The sequence below is a fragment of the Gardnerella sp. CCPDSM genome, from assembly GCF_056754715.1.
This window is the reverse complement of the sequence record NZ_JBQEQO010000003.1, coordinates 14,676-31,100: the sequence shown is the minus strand read 5'-3', so window position 1 is coordinate 31,100 and position 16,425 is coordinate 14,676. Positions and strand designations below refer to the sequence as shown.

At 43.2% G+C, this 16,425-nt stretch carries 11 protein-coding genes; 10 read left to right on the top strand and 1 reads right to left on the bottom strand.

The genetic code is table 11. The features are described from left to right. Nucleotides 1-66 precede the first annotated feature (66 nt). The 5 genes from ACTJLE_RS02370 to ACTJLE_RS02350 all read left to right on the top strand — a co-directional run bounded on the left by ACTJLE_RS02370 (nt 67) and on the right by ACTJLE_RS02350 (nt 6,983). Nucleotides 67-1,161 carry a DUF6574 domain-containing protein gene (locus tag ACTJLE_RS02370; protein ID WP_481267287.1) on the top strand — a complete coding sequence of 365 codons (1,095 nt, stop codon included), beginning with the start codon at nt 67-69 and terminating at the stop codon, nt 1,159-1,161. Nucleotides 1,162-1,339: 178 nt separating this feature from the next. Beyond that, on the top strand, nt 1,340-2,719 hold the full coding sequence (locus ACTJLE_RS02365; protein ID WP_481267286.1) for a zinc ribbon domain-containing protein: 1,380 nt from the start codon (nt 1,340-1,342) through the stop codon (nt 2,717-2,719). A gap of 668 nt (nt 2,720-3,387) precedes the next feature. Beyond that, nucleotides 3,388-4,758, top strand: coding sequence for an ABC transporter permease (locus ACTJLE_RS02360; protein WP_481267285.1), 1,371 nt, complete (start codon nt 3,388-3,390; stop codon nt 4,756-4,758). 118 nt (nt 4,759-4,876) lie between these two features. Continuing rightward, complete coding sequence (locus tag ACTJLE_RS02355; protein ID WP_481267284.1) at nt 4,877-6,235, top strand: ABC transporter permease; 1,359 nt, start codon at nt 4,877-4,879, stop codon at nt 6,233-6,235. Between the two features lie 106 nt (nt 6,236-6,341). Continuing rightward, entirely contained in the window at nt 6,342-6,983 is a 642-nt protein-coding gene (locus ACTJLE_RS02350) for an ABC transporter ATP-binding protein (RefSeq protein ID WP_481267283.1), read from the top strand. A 558-nt stretch (nt 6,984-7,541) separates the two neighbouring features. Here ACTJLE_RS02350 and glnA read toward each other — a convergent pair. Next, nucleotides 7,542-8,978, bottom strand: coding sequence for a type I glutamate--ammonia ligase (gene glnA, locus ACTJLE_RS02345; RefSeq protein WP_481267282.1), 1,437 nt, complete (start codon nt 8,976-8,978; stop codon nt 7,542-7,544). Between the two features lie 247 nt (nt 8,979-9,225). Between glnA and ACTJLE_RS02340 the strand changes: the two genes are divergently transcribed. The 5 genes from ACTJLE_RS02340 to ACTJLE_RS02320 all read left to right on the top strand — a co-directional run bounded on the left by ACTJLE_RS02340 (nt 9,226) and on the right by ACTJLE_RS02320 (nt 16,420). Continuing rightward, entirely contained in the window at nt 9,226-10,728 is a 1,503-nt protein-coding gene (locus tag ACTJLE_RS02340) for an AI-2E family transporter (protein ID WP_481267281.1), read from the top strand. Beyond that, a complete protein-coding gene (locus tag ACTJLE_RS02335) occupies nt 10,725-11,951 on the top strand; it encodes a glycosyltransferase family 2 protein (protein WP_481267280.1) in 1,227 nt (408 codons plus the stop codon). Before ACTJLE_RS02340 ends, ACTJLE_RS02335 begins: the two co-directional genes overlap by 4 nt. A 143-nt stretch (nt 11,952-12,094) precedes the next feature. Then, complete coding sequence (locus tag ACTJLE_RS02330) at nt 12,095-12,940, top strand: ABC transporter ATP-binding protein (RefSeq protein WP_481267279.1); 846 nt, start codon at nt 12,095-12,097, stop codon at nt 12,938-12,940. A gap of 19 nt (nt 12,941-12,959) precedes the next feature. Beyond that, on the top strand, nt 12,960-14,612 hold the full coding sequence (locus ACTJLE_RS02325) for a hypothetical protein (RefSeq protein WP_481267278.1): 1,653 nt from the start codon (nt 12,960-12,962) through the stop codon (nt 14,610-14,612). Nucleotides 14,613-14,686: 74 nt separating this feature from the next. Continuing rightward, nucleotides 14,687-16,420 carry a D-alanyl-D-alanine carboxypeptidase/D-alanyl-D-alanine-endopeptidase gene (locus ACTJLE_RS02320; protein WP_481267277.1) on the top strand — a complete coding sequence of 578 codons (1,734 nt, stop codon included), beginning with the start codon at nt 14,687-14,689 and terminating at the stop codon, nt 16,418-16,420. Nucleotides 16,421-16,425: the final 5 nt, after the last annotated feature.

Below are 16,425 nucleotides of genomic sequence, written 5' to 3'. Positions count from 1 at the left end.
CATGTGTGCTTTTGCAATTTACTGCTTGAGCGCTTGTATTTACTACATTGAATAAAGGAGAGACAAATGAAGGTTTGTTCTCAATGCGGTACAGCAAACAACGATTCCGCAAAATTCTGTAAGGGTTGCGGTAATAATGTTGAAGCCGCTCAACCAGTAGCTCAGCCAGTAGCTCAGCCTGTACAGCCTGTGTCTCAGGCTCAGCCAATGGCTCAACCAATGCAGCAGCCTGTTCATATGGCTCAGCCTGTGTTTGCAAATTCTCAGCCAGCTCAGCAGTATGCATCTCAGCCGACTCAACCACAGCCAACGCAGCCAATGCAACCAGTGTCTCAGCATCAAGCTCAGCCAATGTTCGTTCAGCAGAATCCGCAAATGGCTCAGCCAGCTCAGCCAGCTCAGCCAACTCAGCCAACCCAGCCAGCTCAGCCTATGATGCAGCAGGCTCCAGCAATGCAAGGTGCTCCTCACTATACTCAGCCAACGAATCAGATTAATCCTGAACAGATGATGCACTTCTTCCATTGGCTTATTAGCGCAATCAAGAAGCCTTCCCAGCAGTACCATGTATCTAGCTTGTACGCTGTGCTTGTGTTTGTAATTAGCGCGCTTGTGTCTGCAATCCAAACTTATTGCACGGTTCAATCTGGTGCCAATGTTTTCAACTCTTTTACTAATGCTGGTGCTAACTTCCTTTCGTCAATGTTGGAGCGTTCTATTTCTGCTCCACGAGTTTCCGTGCCTATTTCTGTATTCATTGCAGCTTTCTTCGCAGCAATGATTAGCGTTTACATGACATTCGTTGTGGCTTTGATTGGTGCAAAGATGTTTGGTGATCCAATGTCTGCATCTCAGTTGCATGTTCAGTTCGCTCAGAAGATGGTGCCGATTGTAACAATTCAGATTTGCGCAGCATTGCTTGGCATTCTTACTCTTTCGACTCCTTCTGTGTTCTTGCAAATCTTTGCAGGCTTCTTGACGTTGCTTCTTCCATTCTCCTTCGTATCTCACGCTGAGTGCACGCGTAAGATGGATCGCGAATGGTTGTGGGTTATTTACGTTTTGGTGGCTGCGATAATTCTTATTATCGTATTCTGCGTCACGATGGGAATCGTAACAAGTGCTATTTCTTCCGCAATGTACGGAGCTTTATTGCACTAAAGGAATTTTGCTAATCTAATGTAAATAATTCTATAAAAGCTTTTTAATAGAGTATTTTTCGTAAAATTTACGTTAGTTTAGCAGAATATCTTAAAATAATTTAAAGAAATTTTATTTCAAAAGTGCTTAGCGTATGAATAATATGCTAGGCACTTTTGTGAAATAGTAGGAGTCAAATATGAATTGCACTCAATGTGGAAACCCTATAGATAACGGTTCATCGTGGTGCTCAAATTGCGGCGCAAAAGTAGAGAATGATAACGTACAGCAGCCGGCAGCGCAATTTAATCAGCCTGTATCTCAAACGCAACAGTTTGCTGTAAATACGTATCAGACGCAAGCTAATACCACTGTTTTGCCAAATAATGTAAACAACGCGAATAATGCAAACAACGCAAACAACGCGAATAACGCAAATAACGCAAATAACGCGAACAACGCGAATTTCTCAAATAACTCTAATGTAGTTTCAGTAAAGATGAGCAAAAAGAATAAAATTATTCTTAGCATAGTTGGAGTTTTGGTAATAGCTCTTGGTGCTGCATATTATGCGATTCAAAACTATGTTTATTCTCCAGAAGCTACAATGAAACGATACGTGAACGCTTTGGAAAGCGGAGACTTTACGGAAGCAAGCAAACTTGTTGAATGGTCTCCTAACGATATTCAAGAAGGCTCCCGTATTCTTTTGACTAATGAAGTCGGCAAGAAAGCTAAAAATCGTATTGAAAATCCAGTAATTACCAACGTTAGCTTTGATTCCAGTGTAGTCTCCTACAAAATTAACGGGAAAGAGAATAAAATGTCGCTTCAAGTCTCTTACCCTAAAACTGAGTGGCTTATATTTAAGTCGTATAAGCTGTATCCTCGTGTGAACACCATGTATGTAACTGTTCCTAATAGTGTTAAGAAGATTAAAATTAATGGCTATTTAATTGATTTACCACAGTATAAGAAGCAACTAAATAAGGAAGGCAAGTTCGGATATAGCGAAGAAACTGCATATACTAGATACTCATTCCCTACTTATCCGGGATCTTATCGAGTTGAGGCTAGTATAGACACGCCATTGTTGAAGGTGTCAGATCCTAAAGAAGTCGTTGTTGCATCTAGCTACGGAAGTGCAGAGTCGGCTGAATTTTATATTGATGCTAGCAAGAAGCTAGAGAAGAAAATTATCAATGCTGTTAAAAAGCAAATTAAGCAGTGCGTTAGCGCTTCAAATGGATCAGCAGTCCCTGCGAAGATTTGTGCTTTCGGTACTTCCTTGCGTAAGAGGAACTTAGGACTCTTTACAGCTTACGATTATTCGTATTCGGATGTTAAGAGAAGTGTTAACGGATATCCTAAACTTGCATATCTTGATGCAGAAGGTGGAAAATTCTTTACAGATGGATTTGAAGAAACTGTAACGTTCCGTCGTAAGGCTAGCAACAAAGACGAATGGTCTGATGGTAAAACTATACAGAGATTCCACATCAACGGAGTGTTTAAAATCAAAGGCGACGACGTAAATATTAAGTTTGAGAATAATACGTATCAAGAACAAGATTACTAAAGATAGGTATTAACTAAACTCGTTGCCGACTTGACACTCGTGCAGAACGCAAACTGCGCGAGTGTCTTTGTTTTGCGATTTTCGGACATTCGTGCGGCGCGACGACCTGCTTGAGCGCTGCACAGCGCGCGCGAAAGCAACTCGGAGCGGAAACTCGCTCAGGTTGGAAGTCCAGTGGACTTCCAACGCGAGTTTCGTAAGCGAGCGCTTAATCAGCGCGAGCGCTGACTGCATCAATGTCTCAAAACAAGCTAAATGAGACACTCACGCAGAACCGTACTGCACTAGAGCCTCATTTCGCACATCTTCCGACTGTAGCGCAGTAACTCTTCTGCACCAATGTCTCAAAACAAGCTAAATGAGACACTCACGCAGAACCGTACTGCGCTAGAGCCTCATTTCGCGCATCTTCCGACCGTAATGCAGAAACGTACTGCATCAATGTCTCAAAACAAGCTAAATGAGACACTCACGCAGAACCGTACTGCACTAGAGCCTCATTTCGCGCAAAAAGCCGACCCGCGAAATCGTAGAGCCGGCTTTTTTATATTGTGGTTATAAGTGTTCATATGTTATACTGGCATACCGTATGTTCGCATACTATATATTTGCATACTATATATTTGCATACTATATACAGTTATTTTTTCAATGTGGAAAGGTAGTCGATGACGTTTATCTCTCGTGCAATACGCTACATTCTGAGGAAACGAATAAAAACATTAATAGTTTTCATTGTCCTATTTCTTATTTCAACATTATTATTCGCAATTTCTGCCGTTTCGAGTGCTGCTAATAACGAGGTGCGAAAAGTTGAATCGCAAGCGGAATCTAGTTTCGTACTCGCAAATAATCCGCAAGTAAATCCTGGAACTCCTAGAGGAGCTGGAACTGTAAAACCTAAAGATGTGCAAGCAATCGCAAAGTTGCAGGGAGTTGCATCGTACGTAGTTCGCCAAAATGTAACAGCTGATTTGGTTAATGCCAAAGCTGCGAGAATTCCAGGCGTTCAGGATTATGATCAAAAGCGCGAGCAGCAGTTTGGAAATGCAGTTAATATTGAGGGAACCAATAATTCTACCGCTCTTAATGCGTTTAAAACAAAAGCAATAAACGTATCTAAAGGTAAGCATTTGCTCGCTAGCAATGTTCACGCATCTCTTATTCATGAAGATCTCGCTAAAGCTAATGGATTACATGTAGGAGATGTTCTTACGCTTCGCGCTAATCCTTACGATGCCGACAATATTAGGCAATCAACCGCAACCGTAAAAACTCGTATTGTTGGAATTTATTCGGGAGCAAATAAGCGCCACGTTGCAACTAGGGCGGAGCTTACTGCCAATACTGTGTATACAGATTTGCAAACTACGCGCGAATTGTATAAATATAAGCCAGGAAAAGAAATATATCAGGACGCAAGTTTTAGGGTAAAGCGCGGTGAGGATGCGGATAATATTATGGCGCAAGCTGCCAAATTGCCTATTGATTTGCAAAATTATCAACTAACTCGTGACGATCAGTTCGTTGCTGGCTTATTGAGAGTCGCTAAAGGCGTTCATTCAATGATGACTATTACGACTATTGCTGTAATATCTTTCGCTATTATTGCGCTTGGGTTGGTGCTTTTGTTGTGGATGAATGAGCGGCGCCATGAGATTGGTGTATTTACTGCTATTGGCAACAGCAAGCTGTCTATAGTTTGTCAGTACGTTAGCGAGGTGCTACTTATTGCAATACCTTCGCTAGTTGTTGGGTACTTTTTTGCAAAAATCATAGCTCCGTGGATGGGTTCTGCAGCTCTTGGATCCGTAAAATCCGCTGCTGCTGATGATTTGAGCACTATGGGTCAAGCTGGTGGAAATCTTGAATCAACTTTGGCAACTAGAACTTTGGACAAACTTATTGTGCAAGTAGACTTGCAGTGCTTTGTTGGAGTTTCTGCAATAGTATGCGCTGTAGTTGTTGCTGTAGTAGTGCTGTCTTATTTGCCAATTATGTGCAAATCTCCTCGAGAACTGCTTGGATTGCAAAAATAAAATATTGCGTATTTTTAGCAAGTTTTAGCAATTTTTAGCAAATCTTAGTAAATTTTCGCAAGTTTTCGCAGATTTTCGCAAAGTTTATCAAGTTTATAAAGGTTTATTGGGAGTGATTATGAGTGTTGATCTAATCTCTTTATGCTCTAGAGCGTGGCTTGCAATATTTCGCAAGCCTCGACGCAACGCAATAATTGTGCTGATTATGACTCTTGTTTTAAGCGCGCTAGTTTCGCAAGCTGGTATTAGTGCTTCTGTTGAGGATGCTAGGAATCATCTTCAATCCAGTATTGGTTTAGGTTTTACTGTACGAGCAAAAACGCGCGGTGAAACTCTTCCAGAGCGAATGAATGCAAATTCTAATTCCGGTACTAATTCTTCTACTAATTCTTCTACTAATTCCGATACTAAAGTACCTAATTCCGCAATTCCGCAAGATTTGGACGCGAATGAAGGAATTAGCTCTAGTCAAATTCGTAAATTTGCTGCGATTTCGGGCGTAAAAACTGTAGTGGAGGAGCGCGATGTTTTAGCTACGCCTGTTGGAAAGCAAATTTTGCTTCCTTCGCAAGGCCCTCGACTAGACGATGATGTTTTGGCTCATGCTGCTGGAATTACTGGCACAACGGATTCTCGATTATCTCAAGGTTTTCAAGAAGGATTGTACCGTTTAGAGCAGGGTGAGCATATTACTAATCGTTCTGCGGGTAGCGCAATAGTGCATCGCGATTTTGCTAAGAAAAATAATCTTAAGATTGGCTCTACTATAACTCTTAAGCAAGGGTTTAATGTAAAAGTTAGTGTTGTTGGTATTTTTGCCGGCAAATTGCAAACTAAGGGAGCTCTTCCTTCGGATACTTCAGAAAATCGCATATTTACTGACTTAAGTTCGGCGTTGTCTTTGGCTGGCTCTGCTAAGCGAGGTGTTCTGCGCTGTGTTGTTGAGCGTTCTGATTTATTAGCTAATGCAATACGGCAGGCTAAAACTATTGCCGGAAAGTGGGCGGATGTAGAGCAGAATGCTTCGCAATTATCTGGTGTAATAAACTCAGTTAATTCTGTGCAACAACTTGTGCGAATGATTTTTGTTGCGCTAAGTTTTGTTGGCGTTTTAGTGCTTGGGCTTGTATTAGTGTTCTGGGTTAGAGCGCGTATGCACGAGATTGGCGTACTTATGTCTATTGGATTGTCGAAAGCAGTAATAGTTAGCCAATTGCTTGTTGAAATAGTGATACTTAACATTGTGTCATTCGTTATTTCGCTGGGATTGGGTGCTGCTTTTTCTGGCGTTATTGGTTCTGCGATTTTGCGTAGTGCAGATTCTTCATTTATTGCGGACGGCGTTACGGCATTGCCATTGGCGCAAACGTTTACTGCTTTTGTTATGGGCTTGCTTATTTCAATAGTTGCGTTGATTGTTGCAGTGCTGCCAATCTTAATAAAGAAGCCGCGGCAAATACTAAGCGCTATGAGTTAGCAGAAGCACAATCGCAACTAGCGTAATCGTATAAATGAAGCGAATCTCATAAATGAATCAAATCGTATAAATCATATTTAAATTATGTAAAAATAAGGAGCTTATTATGTCGGCTTTATTGCAATTAAAAAATGTGAAGTACACTTACGGACCTGCAAATATTGCGGTACTAAATGACGTGAATGCAGAGTTCGAAACTGGCAAAATGTACAGTATTATGGGAGCTTCTGGAGCCGGAAAGTCCACTATGCTTTCGCTTTTAGCTGGATTAGATACTCCGTATAGTGGCGAAGTGCTTTTTAACGGTGAAAATATTGCGAAAACAGGATATTGTGAGCATCGCAAAAAGCATATCTCGCTTGTTTTCCAAAATTTTAATCTTATTGACTATTTGACGCCGTTAGAAAATTTGCGATTAGTAAATTCGCGCGCGGATGCTCAAGTGCTATTAGATCTTGGGTTGACTGAGGAAGAAATAAATCGCAATATTACGCAACTTTCCGGCGGACAGCAGCAGCGTGTTGCAATTGGGCGAGCCTTGGTATCTTCTGCGCCGGTAATTTTAGCGGATGAGCCTACAGGAAGCCTTGACCCTGCTACGACTAAAGAAGTTATTACAATATTAAAGAATCTTGCTAGCAAACACGGCAAATGTGTGATTGTAGTTACTCATGATTCGAAAGTTGCGTCTCAAGCTGACGTAAAGTACGTGCTAAAGAATAAGCAGCTAACGCAAAAATCTGCTTGAGCGCAAAAATAGGCGATTTTCGGACACTGGTGCAGAACGCTTACTGCGTTACGGTCGGAAGATCGGCGGAATGAGGCGCTCGTGCAGATTGCTTACTGCGCGCGTGTCTGAAGATTGGCGGAATGAGACTTTCGTGCAGATTGCTTACTGCGTTACGGTCGGAAGACCGTCGGAATGAGACTTTCGTGCAGAACGCTTACTGCGTTACGGTCGGAAGATTGGCAGAATGAGACATTCGTGCAGCGCGACGACCTGCTTGAGCGCTGCGATTTAGCGCGCGAAAGCAACTCGGAGCGGAAACTCGCTTAGGTTGAAAGCACAGTGTGCTTTCAACGCGAGTTTCGTAAGCGAGCACTTATAGCGCGAGCGTTGCGGTGTGCGTAAGTACACAAAAGCGCGCATAGTTCCTCGGTTTTGTGGACTTAAGAGTTGCGTAAGTCCACAAAAACGCGCGTGTTGTCTCGTGTTTGCGCGAGTAATAAAAAAGCCGACCCCGCGAAATCGTAGGGCCGGCTTTTTCGTTAGCTTAGCTTAGATTAGATTAGCTTAGCTTACAAATCAGATGTGGAAGTAAAGCTCATACTCGAGTGGCGTTGGAGCCAAGCGAGCCATATCCATTTCCTCATGCTTCAAATTCAGCCAAGTTTCAATCAAATCGCTTGTAAACACATCGCCTTGCATAAGGAAGTCGTGATCCTCTTCCAAAGCTTGCAAAGCTTCACCAAGCGAAGACGGAACCTGCTTAATTCCCTCATGCTCCTCTGGAGGAAGCTCGTACAAATCCTTGTCAACAGGAGCAGGAGGCTCAATGTGATTCATAACGCCATCCAAGCCAGCCATAAGCTGAGCGGAGAATGCCAAGAATGGGTTGCAAGAAGGATCCGGAGCGCGGAACTCAATACGCTTAGCAGCAGGTTCCGCACCAGCAAGAGGAATACGAATAGCTGCAGAACGGTTGCGTGCAGAGTAAACCAAGTTCACAGGAGCTTCGTAGCCTGGCACCAAGCGATGGTAAGAGTTAAGCGAAGGATTAGTAAAAGCAAGCACAGAAGAAGCATGCTTAATCAAGCCGCCAATATACCAACGCGCAATGTCGGAAAGCTGAGCGTAACCGGTTTCCGCATAGAACAGTGGCTTGCCGTCCTTCCAAAGAGACTGATGGCAGTGCATGCCAGTGCCGTTATCGCCAGCAATTGGCTTAGGCATAAAGGTTGCAGCCTTACCAGCCAAAGCAGCAGTCTCATGAACCACATACTTGTACTTCATCAAATCGTCGCCAGCATGAACAAGCGTATTGTAACGATAGTTGATTTCCTGCTGACCTGCGCCGCCAACCTCATGGTGAGAGCGCTCAAGAATCAAACCAACTTTTTGCAAATTGTAAACCATGTCGTCGCGCAAATCCTGATTATGATCAACAGGAGGCACAGGGAAGTAGCCGTGCTTTACGCGATTCTTAAAACCAATATTATTGCTGCCGTCATCCTCGGTATCAATGCCGGAATTCCAAGGAGCCTCGTTAGAATCAACCTCGTAGAAGGAACGCTGCATGTCGTTTGCAAAACGCACCTTGTCGAAAATAAAGAACTCAGCTTCTGGAGCAAAGCTTGCGGTATCTGCAATACCGGTGGACTTCAAATAAGCCTCAGCCTTAATAGCTACCTGACGAGGGTCGCGAGAATAAGGCTCATCGGTTACAGGATCAACAATAGAGAAAGCCACATTCAGCGTCTTATGCTTACGGAATGGGTCAATGTAGGCGGTATCAACATCCGGAATAAGCTTCATATCGGATTCGTTAATAGCCTGGAAGCCTTGCATTGAGGAGCCGTCGAATGCCATGCCGTCGGTGAATGCGCTGTGTAAGAATTCGTCAGCTGGTACAGTAAAGTGTTGTTGAACGCCAATTAAATCAGTAAATCGTACAGAAACGTACTCAATGCCTTCCTTTTCAATAAGGGCTGCGGCATCTTCTTTCGTTTGCAAAGTGGTCATGGCCACCATTCCTTTCTTAAAATCTCACTAACGAGTTTAGAACTTTGTAGTCAATTTTGGATTTCAGCGACTCGACTATCTCGTTACGTTTGTGTTACATGTTGCTGTTTTTATGTTACGTGCCGTTACGTGACGTAAATGCAGTGCCGTTACGTTACGTAAATTCCGTTTCGTTACGTTACGTAAATTCCGTTTCGCTACATGCCGTAAATGCGGTTCATCAGTTCGCGCAAGTACAATAGAAACCATGACGTATCAGGAGCAAGAAATGCATGAATCTTCAATGCATGAACACAATGCGGAGAATGGAAATAAGCTAGATTTAGCCTCGCTTTTCCCTGCAAAAGGCGACGACAGACGACCGCCTGATTGGCTTGGACGCGCGCTTATTTATGTGGCAATTGTTGCTTTTGTGTCTATTTTCTTATGGTTTGCGTGGAGCAGTATTTCCTTCATTGTTTTCGATGTTGTGATTTCTATTTTTATTGCGCTCGCAATGGAACCTCTTGTTGTGAGATTAATTAAGCACGGCTGGAGGAGAGGCGTCGCTTCCGGCTTTACACTAACAGCTTTACTTGTTGTTATTGGATTATTGCTTGCGCTTTTTGGCAATCTGTTTGCGCAGCAGGCTGTTTCCATGGTTATGGGTTTGCCTGATTTATACCATCAATTTGCAGGTTTCGTGCTTCGCTCCACAGGCTTTAGAATGCCAAATATTGAGCAGCTTGGAATGGAAATTCTAAAGCATGTGCAAACGTCTTGGGTTGTGGATTTTGCCGGTCAAGCTTTGAATACTACTTGGGGTTTGTTAGCTGTTTTGCTTGATATGCTCACAATTCTTATGGTTACGTACTATATTTCCGCAGCCGGCCCTGCAATGCGCAGAAGCATGTGCCGCTGGATGAATCCTCAATCTCAGCGCCGCTTCCTATTTATTTGGTCGGTTGTGCAAGAGCAGATTTCTAGCTTCCTGTTTTCGCGCATTATTTTAGCTGCTATTAACGCCATTGGAACCGCAATATTCCTCATAATTATGAATATTCCGTACTGGCTGCCACTTTCTTTGTTCTGCGGAATCGTTTCGCAATTTGTGCCAACTGTTGGAACTTATCTTGGTGGAGCGTTGCCGATTTTATTCGCATGGGGTTCGAATGGTTTTGGCGCAGCGGTTGCAACATTAATTTTCATCACAATCTACCAGCAGATTGAAAATATGGTTATTTCTCCTAAAATTTCCGAAAAAACTATGGATTTGAATCCTGCTGTAGCATTTCTTTCAGTTTTGATAATGGGTGCTGTGTTTGGTGCTTTAGGAGCGTTTTTGGCTTTGCCGGTTACTGCAAGTTTGCAAGCGATTTTTAAAGTTTGCACTAAACAGTATCATTTGGTTTCCTCACCGCTTATGGGAGATCCAAAGCCTGAGCATACTTCGATTATTGTGAAGTCTGTTGACGCAATAGGACGTAACTTTATGAAGCCTGTTAGCGACAGCGTGCAGCGCGTTATGAAAGGCACAAGTTCGCGCGTCTCTATGAATGAGGATATTTTATATTGGTATAAGCAAGCGTATGTATCTGATTCAGAAGACGCAAATAGCGACAACGCAACTTCTTCTGATTCGGATCAGATTGACGTGTTAGAAACAATGCCAATTTCGCGCGAAGTATTAGATAAAGTAAATAAAGATATTTCTTCGAAAAATAAAGAAAAAAGCGTAAAAAATAACCCACGGAGCGGTTGGAAGCAATGATTTTTCTATCAATATTTGACGTACTAGTAATAATTATTGGCATAAGCAGCGTCGTGTATCAGGGTGTGTGCGCTGTTGCGTCGCTATTTGCTAAGCCTATTGTTTTCCCGGACGCGCCAATGGATAAGCATTACGCAGTGCTGATTTCTGCGCGTAACGAGGAAGCAGTTATTGGGAATCTTATTCATTGCATTCGCACGCAAACATACGATGAAAATCTTATTGACATTTGGCTTGTGGCCGACAATTGCACTGATTCAACCGCCAAAGTTGGGCGAGATGCCGGATGCAACGTAATCGAGCGATTCGATAAAGAGCATATTGGCAAGGGTTTCGCGCTCAGCTATTTGCTTGACCATATTATGAAAATCGGCGCGGATAAGATTTACGACGCTTACTTCGTTTTTGACGCGGACAATAAGCTTGATCCTCACTATTTTGAGGAGATGAACAAAGGTTTCCACGCAGGATACCAAATCTTAACCAGCTACCGAAATTCCGTAAATCTTTCCGACAACTGGGTTTCTTCCGGATCTGCGCTTTGGTTTATTCGAGAGTCGCGCTTTACTAACAATTCGCGCATGCTTTTCGGCTCAAGCTGCCACGCAGGCGGAACCGGCTTTATGTTCTCGCGCGAAATTATGCACAGAAATCGCGGCTGGAAATTCCATCTTCTTACCGAAGACCTTGAGTTTACAATGGATTCGATTTTGCATGGCGACAAAGTTGGTTACTGCGGCTCGGCAGTGCTTTACGACGAGCAGCCAGTGTCGTTCAGGCAAAGTTGGAGGCAGCGACTTCGCTGGAGTAAAGGCTTTTTGCAAGTATTCCGCTACTACGGAGCCGCTCTTATACGCCACGGTATTCGAGAACGCGATTTTTCGTCCGTGGACTTTACGCTTATGCTTTGCCCGTTCATGGTGTTGGCGATTGTGCGATTAATTTTAGGATTCGTGTTCGCTGCCTTCGGATTCGTAACGTGGACTAGCCAAATTGAGTCCTCGCTAAACCTCATAACCACTACTGTTACAAGCGTTTTTGGAATGATGGTGTTCGTGTCGCTTACGATTTTAGTTGAGCACGATAAACTTGGGGCCACGAATAAGGAGCTATTTGCGTACGCTCTTAGCTTCCCGATTTTTATGCTTTCGTACGTGCCTATTGCGTTCCAAGCTATTTTCTCCAAAAGTGAGTGGAAGCCGATTCAGCACACCGGTCACTGATTTGGTGTGGTGTGTGCGGCAGCAAGGTGGGAGGCTTGCTGAACAATTGCGGGTATGAGATAATAGAAGCCCTGGTGTAAACGTGCAATTGCGCAATTAAAGTGGCGCAATACGTGCGTTTATCTGTATGTTGCGAGGTTTATATGGTAGATTCTGTTCCAGTTTTTGGCGCAAACACTTACGCCGCTGACAGCGAAGAAGTTCCAGCGGTTTCTATTCGCGGATTTGTTAAGACTTTTGGCAAGAAAGTTGCTGTAGATAATCTTTCGCTAGATATTCCAGCAGGATCCTTCTATGGATTAGTAGGCCCTAATGGTGCTGGCAAAACTACTACGATTAAAATGCTTACGGGCTTGCTTATGCCAGATGCTGGCTCGGCTTCGATTTTTGGCAACGATGTTTGGAGTGACGTAAATAGCGCTAAGCGCGCAATCGGTTTAATGCCTCAAGCAGACGAGATTTTTAAGACGATTACGGGCCTTCAGCTTTTAACATACGCTGGCATGCTTCGCGAGATGAGCCGCGCAGAATCCGTAAAGCGCGCAAACGACTTGCTTTCTGCTTTCGACTTAACAGAAGCTGCAAACACTATGGTTTCTGACTATTCAACTGGTATGACTAAGAAGATTTGCCTTGCAACAGCAATGATTCACAGCCCTCGCGTGCTTGTGTTGGACGAGCCTTTTGAGGCGGTTGATCCTGTTTCTAGCGCAAATTTGAAGGATATTCTCGCCGAGTATGTTTCTACTGGCGGCACGGTGATTATTTCTTCGCATGTTATGGAATTGGTTGAAAAAATGTGCTCGCACGTGGCGATTATTAACGAAGGTCATGTTGCAGCTTCTGGCACTCTTGAAGAGGTGGCTCAGGGCAAGGATCTTGAAGATCGATTCCTGGAGCTTGTTGGCGGACGTCACGCTGCTGCGCGCATCGACTGGCTTAACGGTGGCAATAGCGAAACACCAATCGCAAGTAATTACAACGCGTAACGAAAGGTGGTAAGTAATCATGTCTATGATTTTTACAATGGTTCGCCTTCGCTGGGCGCTTACTTTTTCTGTTATGCGAAAGTCGAATTGGCAAAAAATTGGCTTTGGTATAGTTATTGTTTTTGGACTTGCGCTTATATGCGCTCTTGGTTTTGCTGGCTGGCAAACTGGCAAGTACATTGGTCCAGGAATGATTGCAGATACTAAAAATTGGCAGGAATTCCAACTTGCTCCAATAATGGTTATGTCGATTGTGTCAATTTTTACGCTGTTTATGAACCTGTTTATGTTAGGCAGCGACACAACACTAAAATCGCGCAGTTTTGCGCTTTACGGCATTCCTTACGTAAAGCAGCAAGCTGGCATGCTTCTTGGCTCTCTTTTTGGAGCATTTTCAATAAGCTGCACAATCGCGCTTGCTTTGTGGTCTTTAGCGTACAGAAGCTTTGGAATTGTGCCAGTTTTAGTCAGCGTAATTGCAGCTCCGCTTTACGTTGTAACAATCGTGTCTTTAAGCAAAATGCTTATTGAGCTTTTGGATACTATTTTAATAAACAAGCATTCAAGAAACATTTTTTACTTTGCTATTTTTATAGCGTATATGATTTTTGTTGCCACTGTGAATATTGGTAACAAAAATCCAAGCGGAATTGTGTTTGGCTTCGGTTTTTGTGCTGCGTCCGCTTTTACGCCATTAAGTGCGGCTATCGCTTTGCCGCTTGACGCTATTAATGGCAATTGGTTTGCGCTTGTTATTCGCTTCTTTATTTGCGTTGTAACGATTGCTGTTTGCTTTGCAATCTCTGTGTTCTGCGCAAAGTTAGAGCCAAAGTTGCTTCGCGGAGAGCAAAAAACAGTTGTTAAAACTAAGGGAATTGGCTTATTTGCAGCAGTTCCAGACAACACAGTCGGTGCGATTATTGCTCGAATTGTTAGCGTTATGAGAGGAGATATGCGTCAACTGTTTTTGCTTCTTATGCCGCTTTTTATGCTGTTTGTTTCAACTGCAAGTGGCTTTGGTGGCAGAGGCTTTAAGGGCATGGCAGATGGATTAGGCGTTTCTAACTGGATGATGTATGCTGCTTTGCTCATAGGCATGGTTGTTGGAAACAATATTGCATACGATGGCACAGCTTTTACTATGCACGCGATTATTGGCGTAAAAGGTTTGCACGATCGATTAGCGCATGCAATAGTTTGGTCCGTGCTTTGCGCTGTGTACTTTGCAATTCTTGGAATAGGGGTTTACGTTTTCCTTTTCTTCGTAGCAAATGTTAAGCAAAATGTGAATGCAGTTATGTTCCAAACTCTTTCTCCAATTGGAGTAGCTTTTGCGACCATAGGCATTGGCTTAATTTCTTCGTGCGTTGCAATGTACCCTGTAGCGTCAATCGAAAAGCCATTTTCTAGGCCGCAAGGTTCTGCAGGCGCTAGATCTTTTGCTCCAATAGGTTTTTCGCTTCTTTCTGCAGTATGCATGATTCCGTCTATTGCTGCAGTTATTGCGTTTATGATTCTTGCGCCGCAACTGCTGTGGATTGCAAGCATTCTGTTTGTAGTAAACGGATTGATTGTGCTGGCTGTTGGCGTAATTCTTGGCGGCAAAGTAATGGATAAGCGCATGATTCGCATTGTAGAAAACTTGCGCAGATTCTCGTCTATTACTGCGTAACTTACGCACGCTTTGTTGCAAGCGCAATGTATAGTTAAGCGCGGTATTTGCAATCGATTTAAAGGTGTGCTCGCATGGAAAGTAGTAAAGGCTCAAACGATGCCTTAAATACTCCTAATGCAAGCACACCAAAATCGAGCGATTTCATAGAACCAGTCGATTCCCTAAAATCAATCGATTCTAAAAAACCAAGCAAATACGCTGCTATGGTTTTAAGAAGCCAGTATCCATCTCGTTGGCGTTTTCTTATTGCAAGTTTGGCTGCAATACTTAGCCTTGTGATTATGGCTACTTATGTTTCGCTTGACGTATGCGATATTTTGCCAGGTCCTCTAACTTTGCGCTTGCAACACAAATCAACTGTCGTGTCTTCTCCTCGCGCTTTATTGCGTGCGCAATCTTTAGCAAAAGGTGCGTCTTACGGAAAGCCAATTAATCGCGAGCAATCTCAGAAGCTTATTGACGCTTTAATTGCCGATCCTTCAATAAGTGATAATACTTCTGTAGTAATCATGGATGCTAATGGAAGTGTGATTGCTTCTCACGAAGCGAATACTCCTCGAGAACCTGCGTCAACTCTTAAAACCCTAACTGCAGCAGTTGCTTCAAGAACTTTGGATATGGGTTCAACTCTTGATACTCAAGTATTTTTGCAGCCTAAATCAGCTAAAAATTCTGAGCAATCTTCCGGCTCAAAGTCCGGCTCAAACTTACGTAAAATTGTGCTTCGTGGCAATGGTGATATGCTTCTTGGCGTTGGTGAAAACGATTGGTCTCACGTAAACGGTAGGGCTGGTTTAACAACTTTAGCTAAAAGAACTGCATCCGCCTTAAAACTCGATAATATTCACGAAGTTTCTCTTTCGCTTGATGATTCGCTTTTTGGTGCAAAGCGCGCTCCTGCTCTCGTTTACGAAACGGATACTGAGCGACGTTTTTATGCCGAAACTTCATCTATGGCTATTGACGACGCTCGCCAGCGTAATCTTCAAATTCTTGGTATTGATGCCGATGCAATAACAGATTTTCCGCTTTCGGATCCTCATCCTGCTTTAAGCGTAGGCCAAGTCTTTGCAAGGCTGCTTATTAAGCAAGGAATTAAAGTACGAAATTATTCCGATAAAACAGATAAAAAAGCGGAAAATTCTACTGAAAATTCCTCGGATAGCGGCAAAAATTCCAAAAATAAAAATAAGTCGGAAGATTCTCAAAATCCTGAAATTGAAGTAAGCGAGACGCGCACGCTAATATCCAAAAATTCGCGTCTTCTTGCGCAAGTTTCTTCAGCGCCTCTTAATGAAGTTATGTCTTATATGCTTCGACTTTCAGATAACACTTTAGCGGAAGAATTTGGTCGTTTAACTGCTATTGCGGCTCATAAAAGCAATTCTCCGGAAGGCGCGGTTCAAGCGGTAGAAGAAGGCTTGCATAAGCTTAAAATCAGCACTCGCGGATTGCATATGTCTGATTGCTCGGGATTATCTCCAAAATCTCATGTTCTTGTTACAACTTTGGCAGAAGTTCAAGTGCTAAATATTAAGGCAGATTCTGGGGGAGCTGCTTCTTCTGAAGGATTGTCCTTGCCGGGCTTAGTTGGTACTTCTCGAAAGCGTTTGGCAGATGAGTCTGCAGCAGGACTTTTGCGCGTAAAAACCGGTTCCTTAAGCGAAGTAAGTTCCATGTCTGGAAATGTATCTCGAAAAAGCGGCGGCGTTTTAACTTTCGCTGTTGTTGCAAATCAGCCACACGATTTTTGGGGAGCCTTCGTTGCGATTAACAAATTCATGGCTCAGCTTCCAAACCTCTAATATTT